16 protein-coding genes are annotated in these 21,743 nt (G+C 54.3%); 8 read left to right on the forward strand and 8 right to left on the reverse strand.

The genetic code is table 11. The features are described 5' to 3' along the window. The 7 genes from argB to LX66_RS26815 form a co-directional block, all read right to left on the reverse strand. Positions 1-786: an acetylglutamate kinase gene (argB, locus tag LX66_RS26785; protein WP_145719255.1), complete on the reverse strand. Its 786-nt coding sequence runs from the start codon at positions 784-786 to the stop codon at positions 1-3. Between the two features lie 3 nt (positions 787-789). Further along, positions 790-1,743 carry a Rossmann-fold NAD(P)-binding domain-containing protein gene (locus LX66_RS26790; RefSeq protein ID WP_145719257.1) on the reverse strand — a complete coding sequence of 318 codons (954 nt, stop codon included), beginning with the start codon at positions 1,741-1,743 and terminating at the stop codon, positions 790-792. 31 nt (positions 1,744-1,774) lie between these two features. Next, entirely contained in the window at positions 1,775-2,902 is a 1,128-nt protein-coding gene (locus LX66_RS26795) for an aspartate aminotransferase family protein (RefSeq protein WP_145719259.1), read from the reverse strand. A 49-nt stretch (positions 2,903-2,951) separates the two neighbouring features. Then, entirely contained in the window at positions 2,952-3,938 is a 987-nt protein-coding gene (gene argC, locus LX66_RS26800; RefSeq protein WP_145719261.1) for an N-acetyl-gamma-glutamyl-phosphate reductase, read from the reverse strand. Between the two features lie 29 nt (positions 3,939-3,967). Continuing rightward, positions 3,968-5,164 (reverse strand): argininosuccinate synthase, encoded by a 1,197-nt coding sequence (locus LX66_RS26805; RefSeq protein WP_145719263.1) that lies wholly within the window; start codon positions 5,162-5,164, stop codon positions 3,968-3,970. Between the two features lie 24 nt (positions 5,165-5,188). Continuing rightward, positions 5,189-5,983, reverse strand: coding sequence for a GNAT family N-acetyltransferase (locus LX66_RS26810; RefSeq protein WP_244620526.1), 795 nt, complete (start codon positions 5,981-5,983; stop codon positions 5,189-5,191). A 416-nt stretch (positions 5,984-6,399) separates the two neighbouring features. Continuing rightward, complete coding sequence (locus LX66_RS26815; protein ID WP_145719265.1) at positions 6,400-8,490, reverse strand: alpha-L-fucosidase; 2,091 nt, start codon at positions 8,488-8,490, stop codon at positions 6,400-6,402. 164 nt (positions 8,491-8,654) lie between these two features. On the opposite strand from LX66_RS26815, the gene LX66_RS26820 reads away from it, so the two are divergent. After that, the gene (locus LX66_RS26820) at positions 8,655-10,049 is read left to right on the forward strand and encodes a Gfo/Idh/MocA family protein (protein WP_145719267.1); all 1,395 of its coding nucleotides are present in this window, start codon (positions 8,655-8,657) and stop codon (positions 10,047-10,049) included. A gap of 140 nt (positions 10,050-10,189) precedes the next feature. Here the strand turns inward: LX66_RS26820 and LX66_RS26825 are convergent, their stop codons facing one another. Beyond that, a complete protein-coding gene (locus tag LX66_RS26825; protein ID WP_145719269.1) occupies positions 10,190-11,521 on the reverse strand; it encodes a sugar MFS transporter in 1,332 nt (443 codons plus the stop codon). 339 nt (positions 11,522-11,860) lie between these two features. On the opposite strand from LX66_RS26825, the gene LX66_RS26830 reads away from it, so the two are divergent. From LX66_RS26830 to nagB, 7 genes are all read left to right on the forward strand, one after another. Then, complete coding sequence (locus tag LX66_RS26830; protein WP_244620527.1) at positions 11,861-13,414, forward strand: MFS transporter; 1,554 nt, start codon at positions 11,861-11,863, stop codon at positions 13,412-13,414. Further along, on the forward strand, positions 13,386-14,387 hold the full coding sequence (locus LX66_RS26835) for an ROK family protein (protein ID WP_145719273.1): 1,002 nt from the start codon (positions 13,386-13,388) through the stop codon (positions 14,385-14,387). The genes LX66_RS26830 and LX66_RS26835 overlap by 29 nt, the downstream gene beginning before the upstream one ends. A 113-nt stretch (positions 14,388-14,500) precedes the next feature. Further along, the gene (locus tag LX66_RS26840; RefSeq protein ID WP_145719275.1) at positions 14,501-15,541 is read left to right on the forward strand and encodes a N(4)-(beta-N-acetylglucosaminyl)-L-asparaginase; all 1,041 of its coding nucleotides are present in this window, start codon (positions 14,501-14,503) and stop codon (positions 15,539-15,541) included. Between the two features lie 94 nt (positions 15,542-15,635). Next, a complete protein-coding gene (locus LX66_RS26845) occupies positions 15,636-16,385 on the forward strand; it encodes a copper homeostasis protein CutC (protein WP_145719277.1) in 750 nt (249 codons plus the stop codon). Positions 16,386-16,490: 105 nt separating this feature from the next. Beyond that, positions 16,491-17,276 carry an endonuclease/exonuclease/phosphatase family protein gene (locus LX66_RS26850; protein WP_145719279.1) on the forward strand — a complete coding sequence of 262 codons (786 nt, stop codon included), beginning with the start codon at positions 16,491-16,493 and terminating at the stop codon, positions 17,274-17,276. Between the two features lie 60 nt (positions 17,277-17,336). Then, the gene (locus LX66_RS26855; RefSeq protein WP_211366589.1) at positions 17,337-19,649 is read left to right on the forward strand and encodes a glycoside hydrolase family 20 protein; all 2,313 of its coding nucleotides are present in this window, start codon (positions 17,337-17,339) and stop codon (positions 19,647-19,649) included. 166 nt (positions 19,650-19,815) lie between these two features. After that, positions 19,816-21,741 carry a glucosamine-6-phosphate deaminase gene (gene nagB, locus LX66_RS26860; RefSeq protein ID WP_145719281.1) on the forward strand — a complete coding sequence of 642 codons (1,926 nt, stop codon included), beginning with the start codon at positions 19,816-19,818 and terminating at the stop codon, positions 21,739-21,741. Positions 21,742-21,743 lie beyond the last annotated feature (2 nt).

A 21,743-nucleotide genomic window follows, 5' to 3' on the forward strand; every position in this document is an offset into this window, starting at 1 on the left:
TCAGCATATTAAGGTACCCGCTACCGTACCGGACGTATTGCTCCGCACATCGGCAGCATGCCCGATCAGCACTTCCTTCACCCCGCTTTCAATAGCGGCAAAAGCATTCTCCAGCTTGGGCAGTATCCCGTCTGACAGCACCTTTTGCTCCAGCAGGCGGGCATATATTTCACGGTTGATAAGATGTATCACGGAGTCGTCGTCTTCTGCGTTCTGCAGCACCCCTTTCTTTTCAAAGCAGTAAATGAGGCGTACATCGTAGTAGGCGGACAGGCCGGTAGCCAGCGAGGAAGCAATGGTATCCGCATTGGTGTTCAGCATCTGTCCCTGCCCGTCGTGGGTGAGCGGCGCAAATACCGGCGTAAGTCCTACGTCCAGCAGGGCCTTCAGCGGCGCAATGTTCAGCGCTGCGCTGGTGATGTCTCCCACAAACCCGTAATCTATTTCCTTTACGGGGCGTTTCACCGCCGGGATGATGTTGGCATCCGCGCCGGTAAGGCCGATCGCGTTACAGTGCAGGGCCTGTAGGTGCGCCACCACCTGCTTGTTCACCAGCCCGCCGTATACCATGGTTACCAGGTCGATGGTAGCGGCATCCGTGATCCGGCGCCCGTCCACGTACTTTGATTCGATGCCCAGCCGCTCGCCGATGCGGGTAGCGATCTTCCCGCCGCCGTGAATCAACACCTTCGGGCCTTGCACCGCCGCCAGGTCCTGCAGGAAAGACTGCAGCAGGGCCGGGTTATCAATGACATTACCACCTACTTTGATAACAAATAATTGCATGGATCAGCTATTTTTTAAGATTTCGCTCAGTACGGCCTGGGCTGCCCACACGCGGTTGCCGGCCTGCCGGATCACGATGGACTGCGGCCCGTCCAGCACCTCGTCTGCTATCACCACGTTCCTTCTTACCGGCAGGCAGTGCATTACCTTTGCGCCGGCGGTCTGCTCCAGCTTGCGGTTGGTGATCATCCAGCTATTGTCCGTACTGGTGATCTTACCGTAATCCTTATACGAAGACCAGTTTTTTACATACACAAAATCCGCATCCTGCAGGGCTTTATCCTGGTCGTGCTCTACCCGGGCGTTACCGCTGAATTTAGGGTCCAGCTCATACCCTTCCGGGTGTGTGATCACAAAATCCGCTTCCCCCCAGGCGTTCATCCACTGCGCAAAGGAGTTGGGCACGGCCTGCGGCAGGGCCTTAACATGCGGCGCCCAGGTCATTACCACCTTCGGTTTGCGCGGCTGCTGCCAATGCTCGTGGATGGTCACTACATCCGTGAGGCTTTGCAGGGGGTGTAAGGTAGCGCTTTCCAGGCTTACCACGGGTATGCCAGCGTATTTAATGAACTGGCTGATATATTTTTCCGTATAGTCTTCCTCTTTATTTTGGAGGCCGGGAAAGGTGCGGATGGACAGGATGTCAAAGTACTGTCCCATCACGGCGGCGGCTTCTTTCACATGCTCCGTAGTGCTGCCGCTCATTACCACGCCGTCATTCATTTCCAGTTGCCAGCCTTCTTTGTCAATATTGAACACGATCACTTCCATGCCCAGGTTCCTGGCAGCTACCTGTGTGCTAAGCCTTGTTCGCAGGCTGGGATTCAGGAATAACATGCCCAGCGTTTTGCCGGCTCCCAGCGTTTTATCTTTGAACGGCTCTTTTTTGTAGCCCAGTGCTGTGTTGATCATACCCGGCACGCCGGGCACATCAGCTACGGAAATAAATTGCTTCATCTGTTATTTTTTATCTTTTCCCCTGTGTTCACTATTTCGTTAATTCAGTTTTGAAGGCCACCAGGAACTGGTCTGCCTGTGCCTTTGTAAGCGCCAGCGAAGGCAGCAGCCGTATCACGTTCGGCCTGGCTTCCCCGGTGAATATCTTATGCCTGAATAACAATTCCTTTCTGACCTGGTTCAGTTCCTCCGGCAGCTCAATGCCTATCATCAGACCCCGGCCCCTTACCTCTTTGATATTTGGCAGGGTGCGCAGTTGGTCCATGAGATACTGTCCAAGTGTAGCGGCGTTCTGAATGAGCTGCTCCTGTGCTATCACTTCCAGCACGGCCAGTGCAGCCGCGCAGGCCAGGTGGTTGCCGCCAAAGGTAGTGCCCAGCAGGCCGTAAGAGGGCTGTATGTGCGGTGCAATGATGATGCCGCCCACCGGGAAGCCATTGCCCATGCCTTTGGCCATGGTATAGATGTCGGCGCTTACGCCGGCATGGTCGTGGGAGAAAAATTTCCCGCTGCGCCCATAGCCGCACTGCACGGCGTCCGCAATGAATACGGCATTGTGCGCATCGCACAGGCGCCTGATCTTTTGCAGGAAGGCCGGGCTGGCTACATTAATGCCGCCCACGCCCTGGATGCCTTCTATGATCACGGAAGACACGGCATGCTGCTGAAAGGCCGCTTCCAGCGCAGTTTCATCTTCCCAGGGCAGGAATACCACGTTATCTGTTTCATTTACCGGGGCTACTATCTTCGGGTTGTCCGTAGCCGCCACGGCCAGGGATGTACGCCCGTGAAAGGCTTTCCGGAAAGCGATGATCTTCTTTTTGCCATTGTGGAAGGAGGCCAGCTTCAGCGCATTTTCATTGGCTTCTGCGCCGGAATTACAGAGAAAAAGCTGGTAGTCTTCCCGGCCGGACACCTGGCCCAGCTTTTCCGCCAGCTCCTGCTGCAACGGTATGCGGATGGAATTGGAATAGAAGCCTACTTTGCTAAGCTGTTCAGACAGGCGCTGTACATAATGCGGATGCGTGTGGCCGATGGAGATCACGGCATGGCCGCCGTACAGGTCCAGGTATTGCGTGCCTTTATCGTCCCATACCTGGGCGCCGGCCGCTTTGGCTATAGTGATATCGTTGATGGGATATACGTCGAATAATTTCATGATGCTGAAAGAGATGGTTTAAGCAACTATTGTTTGAAAATGTCATGCGCTAAAACACGATGGACTTCAGTTTCAGTCCCGCGGTCTCATCCAGTCCGCACATGATGTTCATGTTCTGCACCGCCTGCCCGGAAGCGCCTTTCAGCAGGTTGTCCTCGATGGAATGGATCACCAGCTTGCTGCCGGTCTTTTCCAACTGGACCAGGCATTTATTGGTGTTCACCACCTGTTTCAGGTGGATCTGCTTTTCGCTTACGTGCGTAAACGGGTGCGGTGCATAATAGGTTTGATACAGTTGTAGCGCCTGTTCCAGGGAGAGATCGCTTTCCAGGTAGGAAGTGATCCAGATGCCCCTGGGGTAATCGCCCCGCACCGGCACAAAGTTCACATTGCCGGTAAAGGAAGGCTGCAACAACTGCAGGCTTCGTCGTATCTCTTTCAGGTGCTGGTGGGTCAGCACTTTGTAGGTGGAAACATTATTGGCCCGCCAGGTAAAGTGGGTGGTGGCCTGCAGGCTTTGCCCGGCGCCGGTGCTGCCGGTAATGCCGGTGGTATGCACCTCCTGCAGCAGGCCCGCCTGTGCCAGGGGCAGCAGTCCCAGTTGTATGGCAGTGGCAAAGCAGCCGGGATTGGCAATGTTCTGCGCCGCCGCTACCTTATCCCGCTGCAGCTCGGGAAGGCCATATACGAACTCCCGGCCCGGCAAGCTTTCGCCCAGGCGGAAATCCTGGCTCAGGTCAATGATCTTCACCGCCGGGGCAATGGTGCTGGCTTCCAGGAACTTCCTGGCTTCCCCATGCCCCAGGCAAAGGAACAGTACATCAATATCGCTGCTGATATCCGCCGTAAAGGCCAGGTCCGTTTCGCCCAGCAGGTCGGTATGCACGCTATGCAGGGGATTCCCGGCATTGCTACGGCTATGTACAAACGCTATTTCCACATGCGGGTGGTTCAGCAGTATCCTGATCATTTCCCCGCCGGTATAACCGGCCCCGCCAATAATGCCTGTCCTGATTTTTGTGATGGTATTCGCCATTTGTACTTTCGCTTTTTTTGCCGCCGGCCTTAGCCTGCAGACTCATTTACCTGATGCCAGATCATGGTCTGGTTACCGAATATTTTACTGAAGCCCCGCACGTCTTCCCCGCTCCAGCCGGTGTTCATTTCACCATATTTGCCAAATTTGCTGCTCATAAGATCATAGGGGGATTCGATGCCGGTTACCTGGAAGCGGTAAGGCATGAGCGTTACAAACACCTGGCCGCTTACCTGCTGCTGGGAGCTTTCCAGGTAGGCTTCTATGTCGCGCATCACGGGGTCCAGTATCTGCCCTTCATGCAGCCAGTTGCCATAGAACTGGGCCAACTGGTCTTTCCAGCTCAACTGCCACTTGGTGAGCACGTGCTTTTCCAGCGCATGGTGCGCCTTGATGATCACCATGGGCGCAGCAGCCTCAAAGCCCACGCGGCCCTTGATACCGATAATGGTATCGCCTACATGGATATCGCGGCCAATGGCAAAGGGCCCTGCGATGGATTGTAAATATTGTATGGCTTCGGCAGGATGGTCAAAGGTTTTGTCATTCACGCCTTTCAGCTCTCCTTTTTCAAAAGTAAGGGTCACCTGTTCCGGCTCCTGTTTGGTGAGCTGGGTAGGAAAAGCGGATTCCGGCAGCATGCCGTTGGAGGAAAGCGTTTCCTTACCACCTACGGAAGTGCCCCAGATGCCTTTATTGATGGAGTACAGGGCCTTTTCAAAATTCATCTGCACGCCCTTGGAGCGCAGGTAGTCTATTTCCTCCTCCCGGCTCAGCTTCAGGTCGCGGATGGGAGTAATGATCTCCACGCCGGGGATCATAATATGAAAGATCATGTCAAACCGCACCTGGTCGTTGCCGGCGCCGGTGCTGCCGTGCGCTACGGCGGTGGCCCCGGTCTCCTTTACATATTCCGCGATGGCCAGGGCCTGGCTCATCCGCTCGGCGGATACGCTCAGGGGGTAGGTATTGTTCTTCAGCACGTTCCCGAACACCAGGTACCTGATCACCTTGTCGTAATAAGAGCGTACGGCATTTACCGCTTTATGGCTTTTTACTCCCAGGCTATAGGCGCGCTTTTCTATTTCCTGCAACTCTTCGGCAGTAAAACCGCCGGTATTCACGATCACAGAATGCACTTCATATCCTTTCTCTTCGGAAAGATACTTTACGCAGTAGGAAGTATCGAGCCCTCCGCTAAATCCCAGTACTACTTTTTTACTCATCAGGACGTTTTTTGGAATGTTCTATCAGAACAGGTTAAATAAAAAGAATTTCTTCTTCATGCTGCTGGCAGCCCCGCCGTCTTTCCGGGTTTTGAGCAGCACGTATCTTTTATACCGCAGCCAGCGCTCAAACAGGCGGAAGTTCTCCTTGAACAGCCGCTGCCTTTTCTGCTGCCGTACCGTGCCGTTGGCGGCCACCATCATCTGGGGCTGCATGGTAGGTACGTTCTCCGTAGCGGCCTTTTCCCGGGCCGCTTTTTCCTCGGCTTCCTTCCGCTTCTGTTCCGGGTCGTACAGCATGGCGGTGCAGAGGCAGTTGGTACGCTGCTTGGTGGTGAGTATGTCAAAGTTCACACAGCTCCGGCATCCTTTCCAGAATTCCTCGTCGTCGGTCAGCTCGGAATAGGTCACGGGTTCATAGCCCAGCTCGGAGTTGATCTTCATCACGGCCAGGCCGGTGGTGAGACCAAATATCTTGGCGTCCGGGTACTTTTTCCGGGACAGTTCAAATATGCGCTGCTTGATGGATTTGGCCACGCCATGCCCCCGGAAAGCGGGGTTCACGATCAGGCCGGAATTGGCCACGAATTTTTCATGCCCCCAGGCCTCAATGTAGCAAAAGCCTACCCACTCGCCCTGGTCGGTAACGGCGATCACGGCCTTGCCTTCCTCCATCTTCATCTCCACGTATTCCGGCGTGCGCTTGGCAATGCCGGTTCCGCGCGCCTTGGCGGAGGATTCCATTTCATCTGTGATGATCTTTGCATAATGCTTATCGTCAGGGGTGGCCACCCTAACGATGATATGTTGATTTTCCAACTTCGGAAATTGAAAAAAGTGAACCAATAATATTAAATGAGCTTCCTCTATGGGAAAAGGGTCAGCAATGACGGGGAATCATTGTGCGATAGCGTGCCGGATGTAAGACGAACGCTATCAAATGCGAGGTCGTCGGGAAAGATATCTAAAGACATTAAACCCAATAGAATACATGCCTTCCCTCAGAGAAGGATGATATGCAGAGATGTTGGTATGGGTTGTAACGTTTTCCAACTTCAGTTCAGCGTTAAATTGTTAAAAAACTGTCTTTATTGAATTCAGCGCAAAATTATAACTTATTCATTATAATTCTTCAAAATTTTTCTCCGGGAAAATATTTTAACACAAAATAAAAACGGACCACATTCCTCTGTTAAGATTCATGTAATCCGTTTATTATTAACACTATAGATATTCTACTTTGTTATAACACCCAGCTCGGCAATGCTGGCCGACCGGTCCTTGTCCGTGGCGGGCTCCAGGGCCACCAGGCGGATATAGCGGGCACTGACCGGTTGCGGGAACCGAACGGTCTGTTTCACCGGGTTGTTCCGGATGTTATCGAAGCTGCCGGCTGCTACCGGCTGGCCCCAGTCCTTCCCGTTCCGGCTTACATAACAGGCGTAGCGGTAAAAGGTGCCGTTGCTATCGTGGCCGCCCCGGTGGGGAGTATAGGTAAATCCTTTGAGAGACAGGCTTTCACCCAGGTCTACCTGCAGCTCATGCGGGTAGCGCGCGCTGTTGCCGGCGCCGGCTACCCAATAGGTGCCCGGGTCCGCATCTATAGCGCGGGCGGCCTGTTCCGGGTTGTCGTCGGCATGCAGCACTTTCCATTTCACCGGCGCAATGTCCAGCTCAGCGGTGACGGTAGGGCCGGCGGTTTTGCCTTTGTCCAGGAAGGCTTTCGCCTTCACTACCCCGCCCTGCGGGAGGGCCAGGGGCCGCGTATAGCGGGGAGAGCTGTACTGCGGCTCGCTGCCATCCAGTGTATAGTGCAGCTCAGGGTCAGGGGACATCGCGGTGATGGACACCATGCCTTCCCTGTTGCGGCGGATCTCCGGGGTAGCCATCAGGCCGGGCGCCTGGTACAACTGCACCTCGCTGATCACCGGGCAGGCTTTTGCTTCTTTTATTTGTATACGTACACGGTCGGTGGTCACATCCGGCAGGCGCAGGATGCGCTTGTGCCCGATGGTGGTTTCGCTGGCCACCTCCTTAAAGCTGCCGTTCTCCCATACCTCCACGGTAAAGGCCTTTACCCGCTGGCCCAGGGCAATATACTCCTGCAGCACCAGCCGGTTGAAGCTGACCGGTTGCGGGAAGGTAAGCGTAATGCCGGCCTGCTTTACCTCATCCGGTGTGGCCCAGTAGGTTTTATGATCGCCATCGTTCAGGTGAGCGGCGCTCACCTCCGGCATATTACGTATATCCGTTACCGTTACCTCCGCTTTCAGGGCCAGGTTGGTCCTGAAGGCTTCATCCAGGTAGCGCCGCAGTTCCATGAGGCGGGTAGAGTCGTTGGGATGGATGAGCCCCCGGCGGTCTACCGGCACATTCAGCAGCAGGTTGCTGTTGCGCCCCACGGAGCCATAGTATATTTCCATCAGGTGCGCCAGGCTTTTCACCTTGTCGTTGGTAGCCGGGCTAAAGAACCATCCCGGGCGGATGGAAACATCGCTTTCGGCAGGCACCCATTTTTCACCGTCTTCGTTGCCGGTATTGAGCACCGAAGTGGGCGGCGCTTCGCGGCCGGGCGCAAAGCCTTTGACATTCAGGGTGCTCCAGTTGGTAGTGCCGGCAAAGCCGTTCTCATTGCCCACCCAGCGGCAGCCGGGGCCTACATCGCTGAAGATGATGGCATTGGGTTGGTTGCGGTACACCACTTCATGGAACAGCGGCCAGTTGTACTCCTGCTTGCGGCCGTTGGGGCCTTCGCCGTTGGCGCCGTCAAACCACTGCTCAAATACGGGGCCGTAGCCGGACAGCACTTCATTCAGCGTATTGGCAAACACCTGGTTGTACTCCGGCGTGCCATAGGCCGGATGGTTGCGGTCCCACGGCGACAGGTACACGCCAAACAGCAGGCCGTATTCCTTACAGGCGGCGGACAGCTCCTTTAGCACATCGCCCTTGCCATCTTTCCAGGCGCTTTCGCGCACCGTATGTGTGCTGTATTTGCTGGGCCACAGGCAGAAACCGTCGTGGTGCTTGGCAGTGATAATGATGCCCTTCATACCGGCCTGCCTGGCGGTACGCGCCCACTGGCGGGCATCCAGTTGCGTGGGGTTGAATACTTTCGGGTCCTCGTCCCCGTGCCCCCATTCCCGGTCTGTGAATGTATTGGGACCAAAGTGGATGAACATATAGTATTCCAGGTCCTGCCATTCCAACTGGGCTTTGGTGGGCAGCGCGCCATAAGGCCGGATGGGCTGCTGCGGCGCGTTGTTACAGGCCTGCAGGCAGCTCCCTGCCAGGGCGGTGATCAGTATTGCTAGGTTTCTTATCATACATTGACAATCGTGGTACGAAGATTAAAAGTAATACAGTATGCAGGGAAAGCAGCCGCCAGGAGAAAATCTGACCAACATTTGATAAGATAATAGGATTGTATAAATTTAGCGCTGCATTACTTGCGTGCCACGTTATCAAAATCTATTCAAAACTATTCAGTATGAACAAGCAGCCATTGCATCGCAGAACATTCATTCAACAAACCGCCGCTGCGGGGATAGGCTTATCCCTGCTGGACACCCCGGCCCGCCTGTTTGCCCAGGCCAGGCAGGAAAAAGTAAGGGTAGGGCTTATTGGCGTAGGCGCCAGGGGCCAGGGACACCTGGGCCTGTGCCTGCAACGCGACGATGTGGAAGTAGTTGCCATTTGCGACCCCGATACCCAGTGGGCCATTCCCCAGTCCCGGGAGCTGATCCGCAAAGCCTATGGCGCTAAAAAGAAAGTGGCCGAGTATTCCAACGGCAACGAGGATTTCCTGAACCTGCTGCAGCGCGACGACGTGGACGCCGTGATCATTGCTACGCCCTGGGAATGGCATACCATACAGGCGGTAGCGGCCATGAAGGCCGGCAAAACACCGGCCGTGGAAGTATGCGGCGCTTCGGACATCCAGGAGTGCTGGGAACTGGTGAATACCAGCGAGGAAACCGGGGTACCGGTGTTTGGCATGGAGAATGTTTGTTACCGCCGGGATGTAATGGCGGTGCTGAACATGGTACGGCAAGGACTGTTCGGGGAGCTGACCCACCTGCAGGGCGGTTACCAGCACGACCTGCGCAAAGTAAAGTTCAACAACGGCAAACAACTGTACGGCGGCGGTGTGGAGTTTGGCGAAAAAGCCATGTCCGAGGCCAAATGGCGGACCAACCACTCCGTGCACCGCAACGGCGACCTTTATCCTACCCACGGACTGGGACCGGTAGCCAACATGATCAACATTAACCGCGGCAACCGCCTGGTATCGCTCGCCTCCGTAGCAACCAAGTCCCGCGGGCTGCATAAGTACATCGTGGACAACGGCGGCGCCGGTCATCCCAACGCCAAAGTGCGGTTCAAACTGGGGGATATTGTGAGCACGCTGATACAGACCAGCAACGGGGAAACCATCATGCTCTCGCATGACACCAACTCCCCCCGCCCCTATTCCCTCAATTTCCGGGTACAGGGTACCAACGGGCTGTGGATGGATGATTTTGACTCCATTTACGTGGAAGGCAAAAGTCCTTATGACGAGTGGGAAAAAGCAGGCAGCCCCAAAGATGCGGACAGCTACATGAGCCGCTATGATCACCCGCTGTGGAAGCGCTATGCAAATGACGCATCCGGCGCAGGGCATGGAGGCATGGACTGGTTTGTGATCAATTCCTTTATAGAAAGCATCAAGCGCAAGGCGCCCTATGCGCTGGACGTGTATGACCTGGCTACCTGGTATGCTATTACGCCGCTGAGCGAACAGTCTGTGGCGGAAGGCGGCAATGTGCAGTATATACCGGACTTTACGCGGGGCAAGTGGATCAATAGAAAGCCGGTATTCGCGCTGAATGAAGAATATTAAATATTAAATTCCAAATCCCAAAATCCAAATTCCAAAATGTTGGTAGGCCATCAATAACACGAACAGTTGCGGTTAGATAGGTGACAGCCATTAGTTTGGAATTTGGATTTTGGGATTTGGAATTTCCGTGATTTGGAATTTTACGCTCCTTTTGCTTTCCCTACCTTATGCCCCGCCATGGCGTAATAGAGGATGTAGGCGTAACAGGGCAGCATGCAGTACAGGAAAGCTTCCCGGAAGTTGATGCTGTCTGAATAGAGGAAGCCGAACAGCCCTTCCTTGTCGAAAAGGCCGCTGTATATCTGCGGCACCACTGCACCGCCTGCAATGCCCATTACCAGCAGGGCAGACCCGATCTTGGTAAACCGGCCCAGTTTCTCAATCGCCAGCGGGAAAATGGCAGGCCACATCAGGGCGTTGGCCAATCCCAGCAACGCAATGAAAGTAACTGCCAGGTTACCGTCCGTCAGGAAAGCACCCGTGGTAAAAATGATGCCCAGTATGGCGGATATACGCAGGCTCTTGTCCTGTGAAATGATCTTTGGAATGGTCAGGATACCTATCACATAACCTACCAGCATGGCCAGCAGGGTAAATGTGGTGAAATATTTTGTCTTGTCGAGGCTCATGCCCATTTGCTTGCCATAGGTGCCGATCACATCTCCGGCCATTACCTCCACCCCTACATATACAAAGAGGCACAACACGCCCAGCAGCAGGTAAGGGTACTGGAACACGCTGGTACGCCCATTGCCACCCCCTGCAGCACCTGCGCTGTCGCCGTCCGTATCCACTTCCGGCAGGGTGGAGCGTTTGATCATAAAGGCCAGCAGCACCAGTACAATGGCGATCACAATGTAAGGCCCTACCACGCGGGAGGCCAGGCTGTCCAGCAGCACGGCGCGCGCCGCAGCATCGGTGGTGGCCGCGATCTGCTTTTCCAGGGCTTCCGCATTCTTCAGCACAATGGTGCTCAGCACCAGGGGGCTGATAGCGCCGGCCACCTTGTTACAGATACCCATGATACTGATACGCTTGGCTGCGCTCTCAATGGGCCCTATCACGCTGATGTAGGGATTGGAAGCCGTTTGCAGCAGGGACAGTCCCGCGCCCTGAACAAACAGGCCGGTCAGGAACATCCCGAAGCTCCGGGCATTGGCAGCCGGCACAAAAATGAGCGAACCCACGGCCATTACCACCAGTCCCAGCGCCATACCGTTCTTAAAACCGGTCCTGTTAAGAATAAAGGAAGACGGAATGGCCAGGAAAAAATAAGCCATGTAAAAGGCGAAAGTCACCAGCAGGGCCTGGGATACGTTCAGCTCACAGGAAATTTGCAGGAAAGGGATCAGCGTGCCGTTCAGCCAGGTTACGAAACCAAAAACGAAGAAGAGAACGCCAATAATAGTGATGGACTGCGCATAACTGGCGGTCTTCTTCCCGGTTAGCGCGGCAGCGGTTTGTGATGACATAGCAATTATTAAGTTATAATATAGAGATTTTGGTTCTATAAAGGCAGCACGAACTTAAGTAACTATTCTTGTATTTTACAGCGCTTTATCATCTATTTTGCCAGATTATTCATTCATCATCAATTTTAGATAATTTTCTATAATCTCTGCGCTAAAACGTTTTTGCATAATATAAAATTGCAACAATTTATTTTTATTTTAGAAAATCTTAAAAAATAATTTATACATTTATCCGGCAAAAAGTTACCGTAATTTAACACGTTTATGGCTGAACAAACAAAGCAAAGCACACACCCTTCCTTTTTTGTACTCATACTTGTATTTTTTTTCTGGGGGTTTGTGGCTGCATCGAACAGCATTTTTATCCCATTTTGCAAAGCCCATTTTGATCTGAACCAGTTGGAGTCCCAACTGATAGACTTTGCCTTTTACGGCGCTTACTTTATCGGGTCTTTGCTTTTATATCTTTTTTCGGCCATCCGGGGGGTGGATATCCTCAACAAGATCGGTTACCAGAAAGGCATTATCTATGGCCTGCTGATCTCCGTAGTGGGCGCCGTGGCCCTGATAGGGGCGGTGAACCTGGGCAACGGCATGGAGGATAAGACCATCGCCTTTTACCTGATACTGGGCGCCTTTTTTATCGTGGCCCTGGGATTCTCGCTGCAGCAAACGTCGGCCAATCCCTTCGCCATCCTGCTGGGCGATCCGGCCAAAGGCACCCACCGCCTGAACCTGGCCGGCGGGGTCAATTCTTTCGGGACTACCATCGGCCCCATCATTGTGAGCATGCTGCTGTTTGGCAGCGCCCAGGGCGGGGATGTAACGCATACGGACATCAGCAAGATCAATACCCTGTACATCCTGCTGATCGTGCTGTTCCTGGTAGCGGCCGCCATCTTTGCTTTCAGCAAAATGCCCAAAACCACCGGCGACGAGCACTTCGAAAAGTCCGGCAAGGCAAGCGGCGCACTGGTAGCCATTACCGCCATGTTTGTATTGATACTGATAGGCATTGCGCTGGATTACGCATTGCCTTTTTTTATAGCCGGCATCCTGGGTATCCTGGCCATCCTGTTCTATGCGCGCACGGCGTCCACTAAGAACGGCGAAGGCTGGGGCGCTATGAAGTACCCGCAACTGGTGCTGGGCATGATCGCCATCTTTGTATACGTAGGAGTGGAAGTATCCGTGGCCAGCAATATGGGCGCCCTGCTGAAGCTGCCCGGTTTCCTTACACCGGAAGGGCTGCCGGAATCGCAGATAGACCCGTACATCTCCCTGTTTTGGGGCAGCCTGATGATCGGCCGCTGGACCGGCGCCATTACGGTGTTCAACGTGTCCAAAACCACGCGGCAGTTGCTGTTCGTGCTGGTGCCCTTCATCGCCTACGGCGTGATCCTGGGCGCCAATGCCTGGAAAGGCAATGACGTGAGCGGGCTGTATCCTTATGCCGGCGTGATCGTGATACAGATCATCGGTTTCTTTGCCGGCCAGGAAAAACCGGCCAAAACGCTGATGATATTCGGCCTGCTGGGCGTGGGCGCCATGGTGACCGGCCTATTGACCACCGGTACGGTAGCTACTTTCGCCTTTGTGAGCGGCGGCCTTTTCTGTTCTGTAATGTGGCCTTCTATCTTTTCCCTGTCCATCGCAGGATTGGGTAAGTATACCAGTCAGGCATCCTCCTTCCTGGTAATGATGATATTGGGAGGTTCCCTGATACCACCGGTACAGGGAGGACTGGCAGACATACCCGGGCTGGGAATACATGCTTCCTATGTTATTCCTGTTTTATGCTTTGCATACCTGGCCTTTTTTGCATTTCGAGTTAAAAACATACTAAAATCTCAGGGAATCGATTATGAGTCAGCAATTAGTAGTGGGCATTGATATTGGCGGTACCAATACAAAGTTTGGCATCGTAGATCGCAGAGGAAATATTTTATGCGATGGCCGCATGTTAACCAATCAGCACGAAGAAGTAGCAGACTTCCTGGACGAGCTGCACGGCCACCTCTCCAAACTGATAGAACAGGTAGGCGGTATAGATAACATCAGGGGTATTGGCGTAGGCGCGCCCAATGGCAACTTTTATACCGGCAACGTTGAATATGCGCCCAACCTGCGCTGGAAAGGCATTGTACCACTGGCTAACCTGCTGGGAGAAAAATTCGGGCTGCCTACCGTATTAACTAATGACGCCAATGCCGCCGCGCTGGGAGAACTGATCTACGGCGCTGCCAAAGGCATGAAAGATTTTATTGTCATCACCCTGGGCACCGGCGTGGGCAGCGGTATTGTAGCCAATGGCCAGTTGATATACGGCCATGACGGATTTGCCGGGGAGCTGGGTCACTGCATTGTGATACCCGGCGGCAGGCTGCACCCGGGCACCGGTGCGCATGGCTCGCTGGAAGCCTATGCTTCCGCTACCGGCGTAACCAATACCGCCCTGGAATTCCTGGCGGAGCGCCCGGATGTGAAAAGCACCCTGCGCGACCATCCGAAAGAGGAGATCAACTCCAAGCTGGTGTTTGAGGCGGCTATGGCCGGCGATCCGCTGGCACGGGAAGTATACGAGTTTACCGGCAAGATCCTGGGTGAAGCGCTGGCCAACTTCGTGATGTTCAGCAGCCCCGAAGCCATCATCCTGTTCGGCGGCCTTACCAAAGCCGGCGACCTGATCATGAAACCGGTGCGGGAACACATGGAAATGAACCTGCTACCCATTTTCCAGAACAAGGTAAAGCTGGTATTCTCCGAACTGAAGGAAAGCGATGCCGCCATACTCGGCGCCAGCGCATTAGCCTGGGAGCAACAAAATGCCAAGTACCAGGTTCCAAATACCAAAATGGGGGAGTGATAAAACGAACGTTGGATTTTTTTATAGTTAAATAGGAATATTTTAGACTGCAGGGTGCAGGGTAAGGAATTGAAGGATTTGTTTGGTATTTGGAATTTGGAATTTAACTGATTATGCAAGATAGAAGGAACTTTCTAAAAGCAGCGGCCCTGGGCGCCGCTGCTTTCTCTTTGGACGGGATAAAGCCCGCACAGGCTGCCGGCAGGGTAACAAAAGGCAAGCCCATTGTAATATCTACCTGGGACTTTGGCCTGCCTTCCAACAAGGCGGCCTGGGAGGTGCTGAGACGCGGCGGCCGCGCGCTGGATGCGGTAGAAGCCGGGGTAAGGATACCGGAAGGCGATCCCGACATACAGACCGTTGGGCTGGGCGGCCTGCCAGACCGGGACGGCCATGTGACCCTGGACGCCTGCATCATGGACGAACTGGGTAACTGTGGCGCTGTAACCGCCCTGGAACATATTGTGCACGCCATTTCCGTGGCCCGCGCCGTGATGGAAAAAACACCACATGTGATGCTCACCGGCGAAGGCGCCCTGCAGTTTGCGCTGGCCAACGGCTTCAAAAAAGAGAACCTGCTGACCCCGGCGTCCGAAAAGGCATGGAAAGAATGGCTGAAAAAATCGGAATACAAGCCGATCATGAACATTGAGAACAAGACCTATAACGGTAACGGCGCTACGGCTTTTAACCCGCTGCAACTGCCGGGCAATGTATACAACCACGATACCATTGGCATGGTGGCCATGGATGCGCAGGGCAACCTGTCCGGCGCCTGCACCACCAGCGGCATGGCCTACAAGCTGCGCGGGCGGGTAGGCGACTCTCCCATTATCGGGGCCGGCCTGTACGTGGACAACGAGGTGGGAGCCGCTACCTCTACCGGCGTGGGCGAGGAAGTGATCCGCATTGTGGGCAGCCACCTGGTAGTGGAGCTGATGCGGCAGGGATATACGCCCGAAGCCGCCTGCAAGGAAGCAGTTGCGCGCATTGTAAAAAAGAGCCCGCAAAAGGCAAAAGAGATACAGGTAGGCTTCCTGGCCCTCAATAAGAAGGGCGAGTATGGCGCCTACTGCCTGCAGGAAGGCTTCAGCTACGCCGTATGCGACAGTGATACGCACAATGAGCTGATAGCAGGGAAACACTATTTTTAAAATGATAAATGTAAAATTTCAAATGTAAAAGTACCCTGCCACCAACTTCTGCATTTTGCATTTGAAATTTTACATTTTACATTCTTTATAAAGCATGATCACTTTAGAAATATGCGCCGGCTCCGTGGCTTCCTGCATAGCGGCGCAGCAGGGCGGCGCGCAGCGGATAGAACTGTGCGATAACCTGCTGGAAGGAGGCACCACCCCCAGCTTTGCCACCATTGCCCTGGCGCGGGAGCAGGTGGATATTGCCCTCTACCCTATTATCCGGCCCAGGAGCGGCGATTTTTTATATGATGGCCTGGAATTTGACATAATGCAGAAAGACATAGAGATATGTAAGCAACTGGGCTGCGACGGGGTGGTGATAGGCATCCTGACGCCGGAGGGCCGCGTGGACAAGGAGCGCTGCAAAGCGCTGGTGGAGCTTGCCTGGCCCCTGGGGGTCACCTTTCACCGGGCCTTTGACATGACGGAAGACCCGTTGCTGGCGCTGGAGGATATTATTGAGACCGGATGTGAGCGCATACTCAGCTCCGGGCAGCGCAACACAGCCGTGGAAGGCATTCCGCTGCTGAAAACACTGGTGCAGCGCGCCGCCGGCCGCATCGCCATTATGGCAGGCTCAGGGGTAAGGGCGCATAACATTGCCACCCTGGTAAAGGAGACCGGCGCCACGGAGTACCATACCACTGCCAAAGCCTATACGGAAAGCGGGATGCGCTACCGTAACCCGCATGTAAGCATGGGCGGCATACCGGGCGTGCCGGAGTACGGCATATCCCTTACACAGGCAAGCGAGGTAAAACAGATACTGGAAACGGCCGCCAGGGCATTATTGTAAACTGGAAGTATGAAGTAGGAGACAGGAGGCAGGAATGGGGAGGTTCGATATTTTTTTTTGTTTCATATTATCTTATATCTTACATCATACATCATCCTTCGTACTATGAAACGTATCCTTATTTTAACAGCACTTACTGTCAGCAGCCTGCCTTTTATGCTGTCTGCCCAGCATCTTAAAGTGCTGACCTACAACATTCACCATGCGGAGAACATGAACGGTGAAACCGACCTGCAAAGCATCGCCAACGTAATACTGGCTACCAATCCCGACCTGGTGGCCCTCCAGGAGGTGGACAGCGTTACGGGCCGCACCAATGGCGTAGACCAACTGAAGGAACTGGCCTCCCTGACCGGCATGTATACCTATTTTGCAAAAGCGATGAACTATGACGGCGGCGGCTACGGCACCGGCATATTATCCCGCCTGCCCATTACCGCCAAAGAACGTATAGCCCTGCCCGGTACTGCCGGCAGGGAACCGCGGGTAGCCGGCGTAGCTACCATTAAACTGCCCGGCGACAGCATGCTGCAATTTGTCAGCGCCCACCTGGATGCCGGCAAAGACCCGGCCGACCGGGTAAGCCAGGCCACCGCCCTGGTAAAACACTTCACCGATGCCAAAACACCGGTAATACTGGCAGGCGACCTGAATGCGCCGCCTGCTGCCAAAGAAATCACTATACTGAAGGAGCTGTTTGCCGATGCCACGCAGGGCACCGGTCCTACCTGCCCTTCCGACACGCCCACCGTAAAACTGGACTACATCCTGCTCTATCCCAAGCAACACTGGGAGGTGGTGGAGCCGCGCGTAATTGCAGAAACAGTGGCCTCCGACCACCGGCCGGTGGTTTGCGAGCTGAGAATTAAGCATACAACGTCTGACGAATAGTTGTATCTTAGGAGCCGTCTTTTAAACACCACAACATCACTGGCTGAAACTAAAATTTTTATGAACAGTACAATGAGCCGTATGCGTGCCATACTGTATGCTACAGTAATGCTGGCACTGGCAGGCGCGTCCGCCTGCAGCAGTAATCATCAGAACGCTCCTAAAGGCAAGGTAAGCATCATTCCCATACCCGTAAGCGTAACAGAAAAGCCGGACTCCTTCCTGCTGGACAAACAGACCGTGCTGGTAGCCACCACGCCGGAAGACCAGCAGGCAGCAGGCCTGTTCAACGCCTGGCTGAAAGAGCTGACCGGCTATGAACTGACCATTGCAGACCAGGGCGACCAAAACGCCATTGTGCTGCATACCGGTGCAGACAGCGCCGCCCATGCAGAAGGCTACCGCCTGCAGGTGGCCAAAGACCGCATTGACATCAATGGCAATGACGGCGCCGGCACCTTTTACGGCATACAGACACTGATCCAGTTGCTGCCCGTGGAAAAAGGCAATGCGCTGTGGATACCCGGCGCGGATATTACGGACTACCCGCGCTTCTCCTACCGGGGCCTGCACCTGGACGTAGGCCGCCACTTTTTCCCCGTGGATTTCATCAAAAAATATATCGACCTGCTGTCCATGCACAAGCTCAATACCTTCCACTGGCACCTTACGGAAGACCAGGGCTGGCGCATTGAGATCAAAAAATATCCCCGCCTGCAGGAAGTGGCTTCCAGGCGTAAGGAGTCCATGGTGGGCCATTACAATGACCAGAAATTTGACGGCAAGCCTTACGGCGGCTATTATACACAGGAAGAGGTAAAAGACGTGGTAGCCTATGCCACGGAGCGCCACGTGACCGTGATACCGGAGATAGAAATGCCGGGCCATTCCCTGGCGGCGCTGGCAGCCTACCCCTACCTGGGCTGCACCGGCGGCCCTTACGAGGTGGGCACCAAATGGGGCGTGTACGACGACATTTACTGCGCGGGCAACGACAGCGTGTTCCTGTTCCTGCAGGATGTGCTGGATGAGGTCATGACGCTCTTCCCCGGCAAATACATTCACATCGGCGGCGACGAAGCGCCCAAAACGCGTTGGGAAAAATGCCCCAAATGCCAGCGCCGCATGAAGGAAGAAGGATTGAAGGACGAGCATGCCCTGCAGAGCTACTTCATACAGCGCATGGAAAAATACCTGAACAGCAAGGGACGCAACATCATCGGCTGGGACGAGATACTGGAAGGCGGGCTGGCCCCCAACGCCACGGTGATGAGCTGGCGCGGCATAGAAGGCGGCATTGCTGCAGCAAAGCAAAAGCATGACGTGATCATGACACCGGGCAACTACTGCTACTTTGACCACTACCAGTCCAAGAGCAAGAACGAGCCGGTAGCCATCGGCGGCTTTACGCCGGTGAGCGAGGTTTACAGCTATGAGCCGGTGCCCGAAGCCCTAAGCAGGGAAGAAGCCCCCTACATCAAAGGCGCACAGGGCAATGTATGGACAGAGTACATGGACAATTCCTCTCACGTGGAGTACATGGTATACCCCCGCGCTACCGCCCTGGCAGAGGTATTATGGAGCCCGGCGGACAAACGCAACTACGACGATTTTGTGGAGCGGCTGAAACCGCACCTGCACCGCCTGGATATGAAAAAAGTGAACTATGCCAAACACGTGTTCGAGATAAACGGCGTGGTGGAAAGCAACGGCCAGGGTGGCGTAGTAGTAAAGCTGGACAGCAAGCTGGATGGCGGGAAGATCTTTTATACCACGGACAGCAGCGCGCCGTCTGTTCAGTCTACCCCCTACACCGGCCCCATCACCGTGGAAAAGACGGAAACAGTGCGGGCGGCGGTATTCCTGGACGGTAAAGCTTATGGCAACGAGTACGTGCAGCCCTTTACCTATCATAAAGCAATGGGCAAAAAGGTAACGCTGGCCGAGCCCCCCAACGCCAGCTACAACCCCGGCAGCCCCTTTGCCCTCGTGAACGGCATTGCCGGTGTAAAGGAATATAATGACAATCAATGGCTGGGCTACAGCGGCAACAACATGGAGGCCGTAGTGGACCTGGACAGCGTGCAGGACATCCATACCGTAGGGCTGAATACCCTGAACTTTAAAGGACCGGGCATCTACCCGCCCAAACAAATACGTTTCCTGGTATCAGACGACGGGCAGCACTATAAAGAGGTATACAGCCAGCGCAGCTTTGATAAGGACGGCATCAACCAGGTGCGTAAGGCGCTGCAGCAGGTAAGAGGCCGCTATGTAAAGGTAGAGGCGCAGCATGCAGGCAAAATACCGGCCGGCGCACAGGGAGCCGGCAGCCCGGCCTGGCTGTTTATAGATGAAATAATAATCAATTAGTGAATGTGCTGATATGCCAGTATGCTGATAAGGAGTGATATAGATAAATATTATCTAATAAATCTGTCAATTAGCACATTAGCATATCAGTATATTAGCACATTAGCACAATTTTGTTTAATTTTCCGGCTCGCTTTTAAAACGCCTCTAATCCAAAACATTTACCATGACGCTTAATCATCAGGAGATCGAACTGATTGACAGTTTTGAACAGATAGCCGTGGATATATATCCCACAGCTAAGGACGGGTCCCGCGCAGTGGCGCAGGAAATAGCAGCACTCATCAAAGCTAAGCAGGCGGCCAAAGAAACCTGTGTATTGGGACTGGCCACCGGCTCCACACCAAAGTACTTATACGCCGAGCTGGTGCGCCTGCACCGGGAAGAAGGGCTCAGTTTCAGGAACGTGGTCACCTTCAACCTCGACGAATACTATCCCATAGAACCGGACGCGCTGCAGAGCTACAACCGGTTCATGAAAGAGCAGTTATTTAACCATGTTGACATCCCCGAAGGAAATTACTACGTACCGGATGGTACGGTGCCTAAAGAGAAAATAAAGGCTTATTGCGAGGAATACGAGCGGAAAATAGAAGCGGCAGGCGGTATTGACCTGCAAATACTGGGTATCGGCAACAACGGGCATATCGGCTTTAACGAGCCGGGCTCCAACCTGAACTCCCACACACGCCTGGTAACGCTGGACAACAGCACCCGCCTGGCCAATGCCTACGAGTTCCCGAACATGAGCCAGGTGCCCAGGCTGGCCATTACCGCCGGCATCAGCACCATTTACAAAGCCAAGCACGTACTGCTGATGGCCTGGGGCACGCACAAAGCCAAGATCGTGCGCCGCGCCGTGGAAGGCCACAGCAGCGACCAGGTGCCGGCCTCCCTGCTGCAGCAGCATCCCAACTGCAAGTTTGTGATAGACGAGCAGGCCGCCCAGGAGCTGACCCGCTTCAAGGAGCCCTGGCTGACCGGCGACTGCGAATGGACGCCCAAACTCCGCCGCAAAGCGGTGACCAGCCTGGCCCAGAAGCTGAACAAGCCCATCCTGATGCTGACCGACAAGGATTACAATGAAAGCGGTTTAAATGACCTGATCGTACAATACGGCTCTGCCTATGAGCTGAACATCGAAGAGTTCAACGGCATACGGGACACCATCACCGGCTGGCCCGGCGGCAAGCCCGGCGCACCCCTGCCCCAGCACCCGGAACGTTCCGAGCCTGCCAGCAAGCGCGTACTGATCTTCTCCCCCCACCCGGACGATGACATCATCTCCATGGGCGGCACCTTCATCCGCCTGCATGAGCAGGGGCACGATGTGCATGTAGCTTACCAGACCTCCGGCAATATTGCCGTTACAGACGAGTTTGTGCTGCGCTTCATTGATTTTGCCGTAGGCTTTGAAGGCATGTTTGACATAGACCGGAGCAAAAGCTCCCAGATACTGGAAGAGGCCCAGGCATTCCTGAAGATCAAAAAACCCAGCCAGAAAGATACGCCGGAGATCCGCGCCATCAAGGGGCTGATACGCCGCTGCGAAGCACGGGCTACCTGCCGTTACGTAGGCATTAAGGAAGAGAACATCCACTTCCAGAACCTGCCCTTCTACGAAACCGGCCTGGTAGAAAAGAAACCCATGAGCGAAGCCGATATCCAACTGACCGTAGACCTGATCCGCGAGGTTAAACCGCACCAGATCTACTGCGCCGGTGACCTGGCCGATCCGCATGGTACGCACAAGGTTTGCCTGGACATTATCTTCGCCGCGCTGGAAAGGCTGAAGCATGAGGACTTTATGAAAGATTGCTGGGTATGGCTGTACAAAGGCGCCTGGCAGGAATGGGACATCCACGAGATAGAAATGGCCGTGCCCATGAGCCCTGACCAGGTGATACAGAAACGCCTGGGCATCTTCATCCACCAGAGCCAGAAAGACGTGGTGCCTTTCCAGGGTACAGACCTGCGCGAGTTCTGGCAAAGGGCGGAAGACCGCAATGCCAATACCGCAGAGCTGTATGATAAATTAGGCCTGCAAAAGTATGCGGCCATGGAAGCCTTTGTGAGGTATCATTTCATGTAAGC

Origin of the sequence: Chitinophaga japonensis (genome assembly GCF_007830125.1) — a bacterium.
GTDB lineage: Bacteria > Bacteroidota > Bacteroidia > Chitinophagales > Chitinophagaceae > Chitinophaga > Chitinophaga japonensis.

Bases quoted from the DNA above. Each gene is read 5' to 3' on its own strand.
- argB (WP_145719255.1), bottom strand. From the start codon at position 786: ATGCAATTATTTGTTATCAAAGTAGGTGGTAATGTCATTGATAACCCG.
- LX66_RS26790 (WP_145719257.1), bottom strand. From the start codon at position 1,743: ATGAAGCAATTTATTTCCGTAGCTGATGTGCCCGGCGTGCCGGGTATG.
- LX66_RS26835 (WP_145719273.1), top strand. From the start codon at position 13,386: ATGAGTCAGCAATTAGTAGTGGGCATTGATATTGGCGGTACCAATACA.
- LX66_RS26820 (WP_145719267.1), top strand. From the start codon at position 8,655: ATGAACAAGCAGCCATTGCATCGCAGAACATTCATTCAACAAACCGCC.
- LX66_RS26795 (WP_145719259.1), bottom strand. From the start codon at position 2,902: ATGAAATTATTCGACGTATATCCCATCAACGATATCACTATAGCCAAA.
- LX66_RS26855 (WP_211366589.1), top strand. From the start codon at position 17,337: ATGAACAGTACAATGAGCCGTATGCGTGCCATACTGTATGCTACAGTA.
- LX66_RS26825 (WP_145719269.1), bottom strand. From the start codon at position 11,521: ATGTCATCACAAACCGCTGCCGCGCTAACCGGGAAGAAGACCGCCAGT.
- nagB (WP_145719281.1), top strand. From the start codon at position 19,816: ATGACGCTTAATCATCAGGAGATCGAACTGATTGACAGTTTTGAACAG.
- LX66_RS26845 (WP_145719277.1), top strand. From the start codon at position 15,636: ATGATCACTTTAGAAATATGCGCCGGCTCCGTGGCTTCCTGCATAGCG.
- LX66_RS26850 (WP_145719279.1), top strand. From the start codon at position 16,491: ATGAAACGTATCCTTATTTTAACAGCACTTACTGTCAGCAGCCTGCCT.
- argC (WP_145719261.1), bottom strand. From the start codon at position 3,938: ATGGCGAATACCATCACAAAAATCAGGACAGGCATTATTGGCGGGGCC.
- LX66_RS26840 (WP_145719275.1), top strand. From the start codon at position 14,501: ATGCAAGATAGAAGGAACTTTCTAAAAGCAGCGGCCCTGGGCGCCGCT.
- LX66_RS26805 (WP_145719263.1), bottom strand. From the start codon at position 5,164: ATGAGTAAAAAAGTAGTACTGGGATTTAGCGGAGGGCTCGATACTTCC.
- LX66_RS26815 (WP_145719265.1), bottom strand. From the start codon at position 8,490: ATGATAAGAAACCTAGCAATACTGATCACCGCCCTGGCAGGGAGCTGC.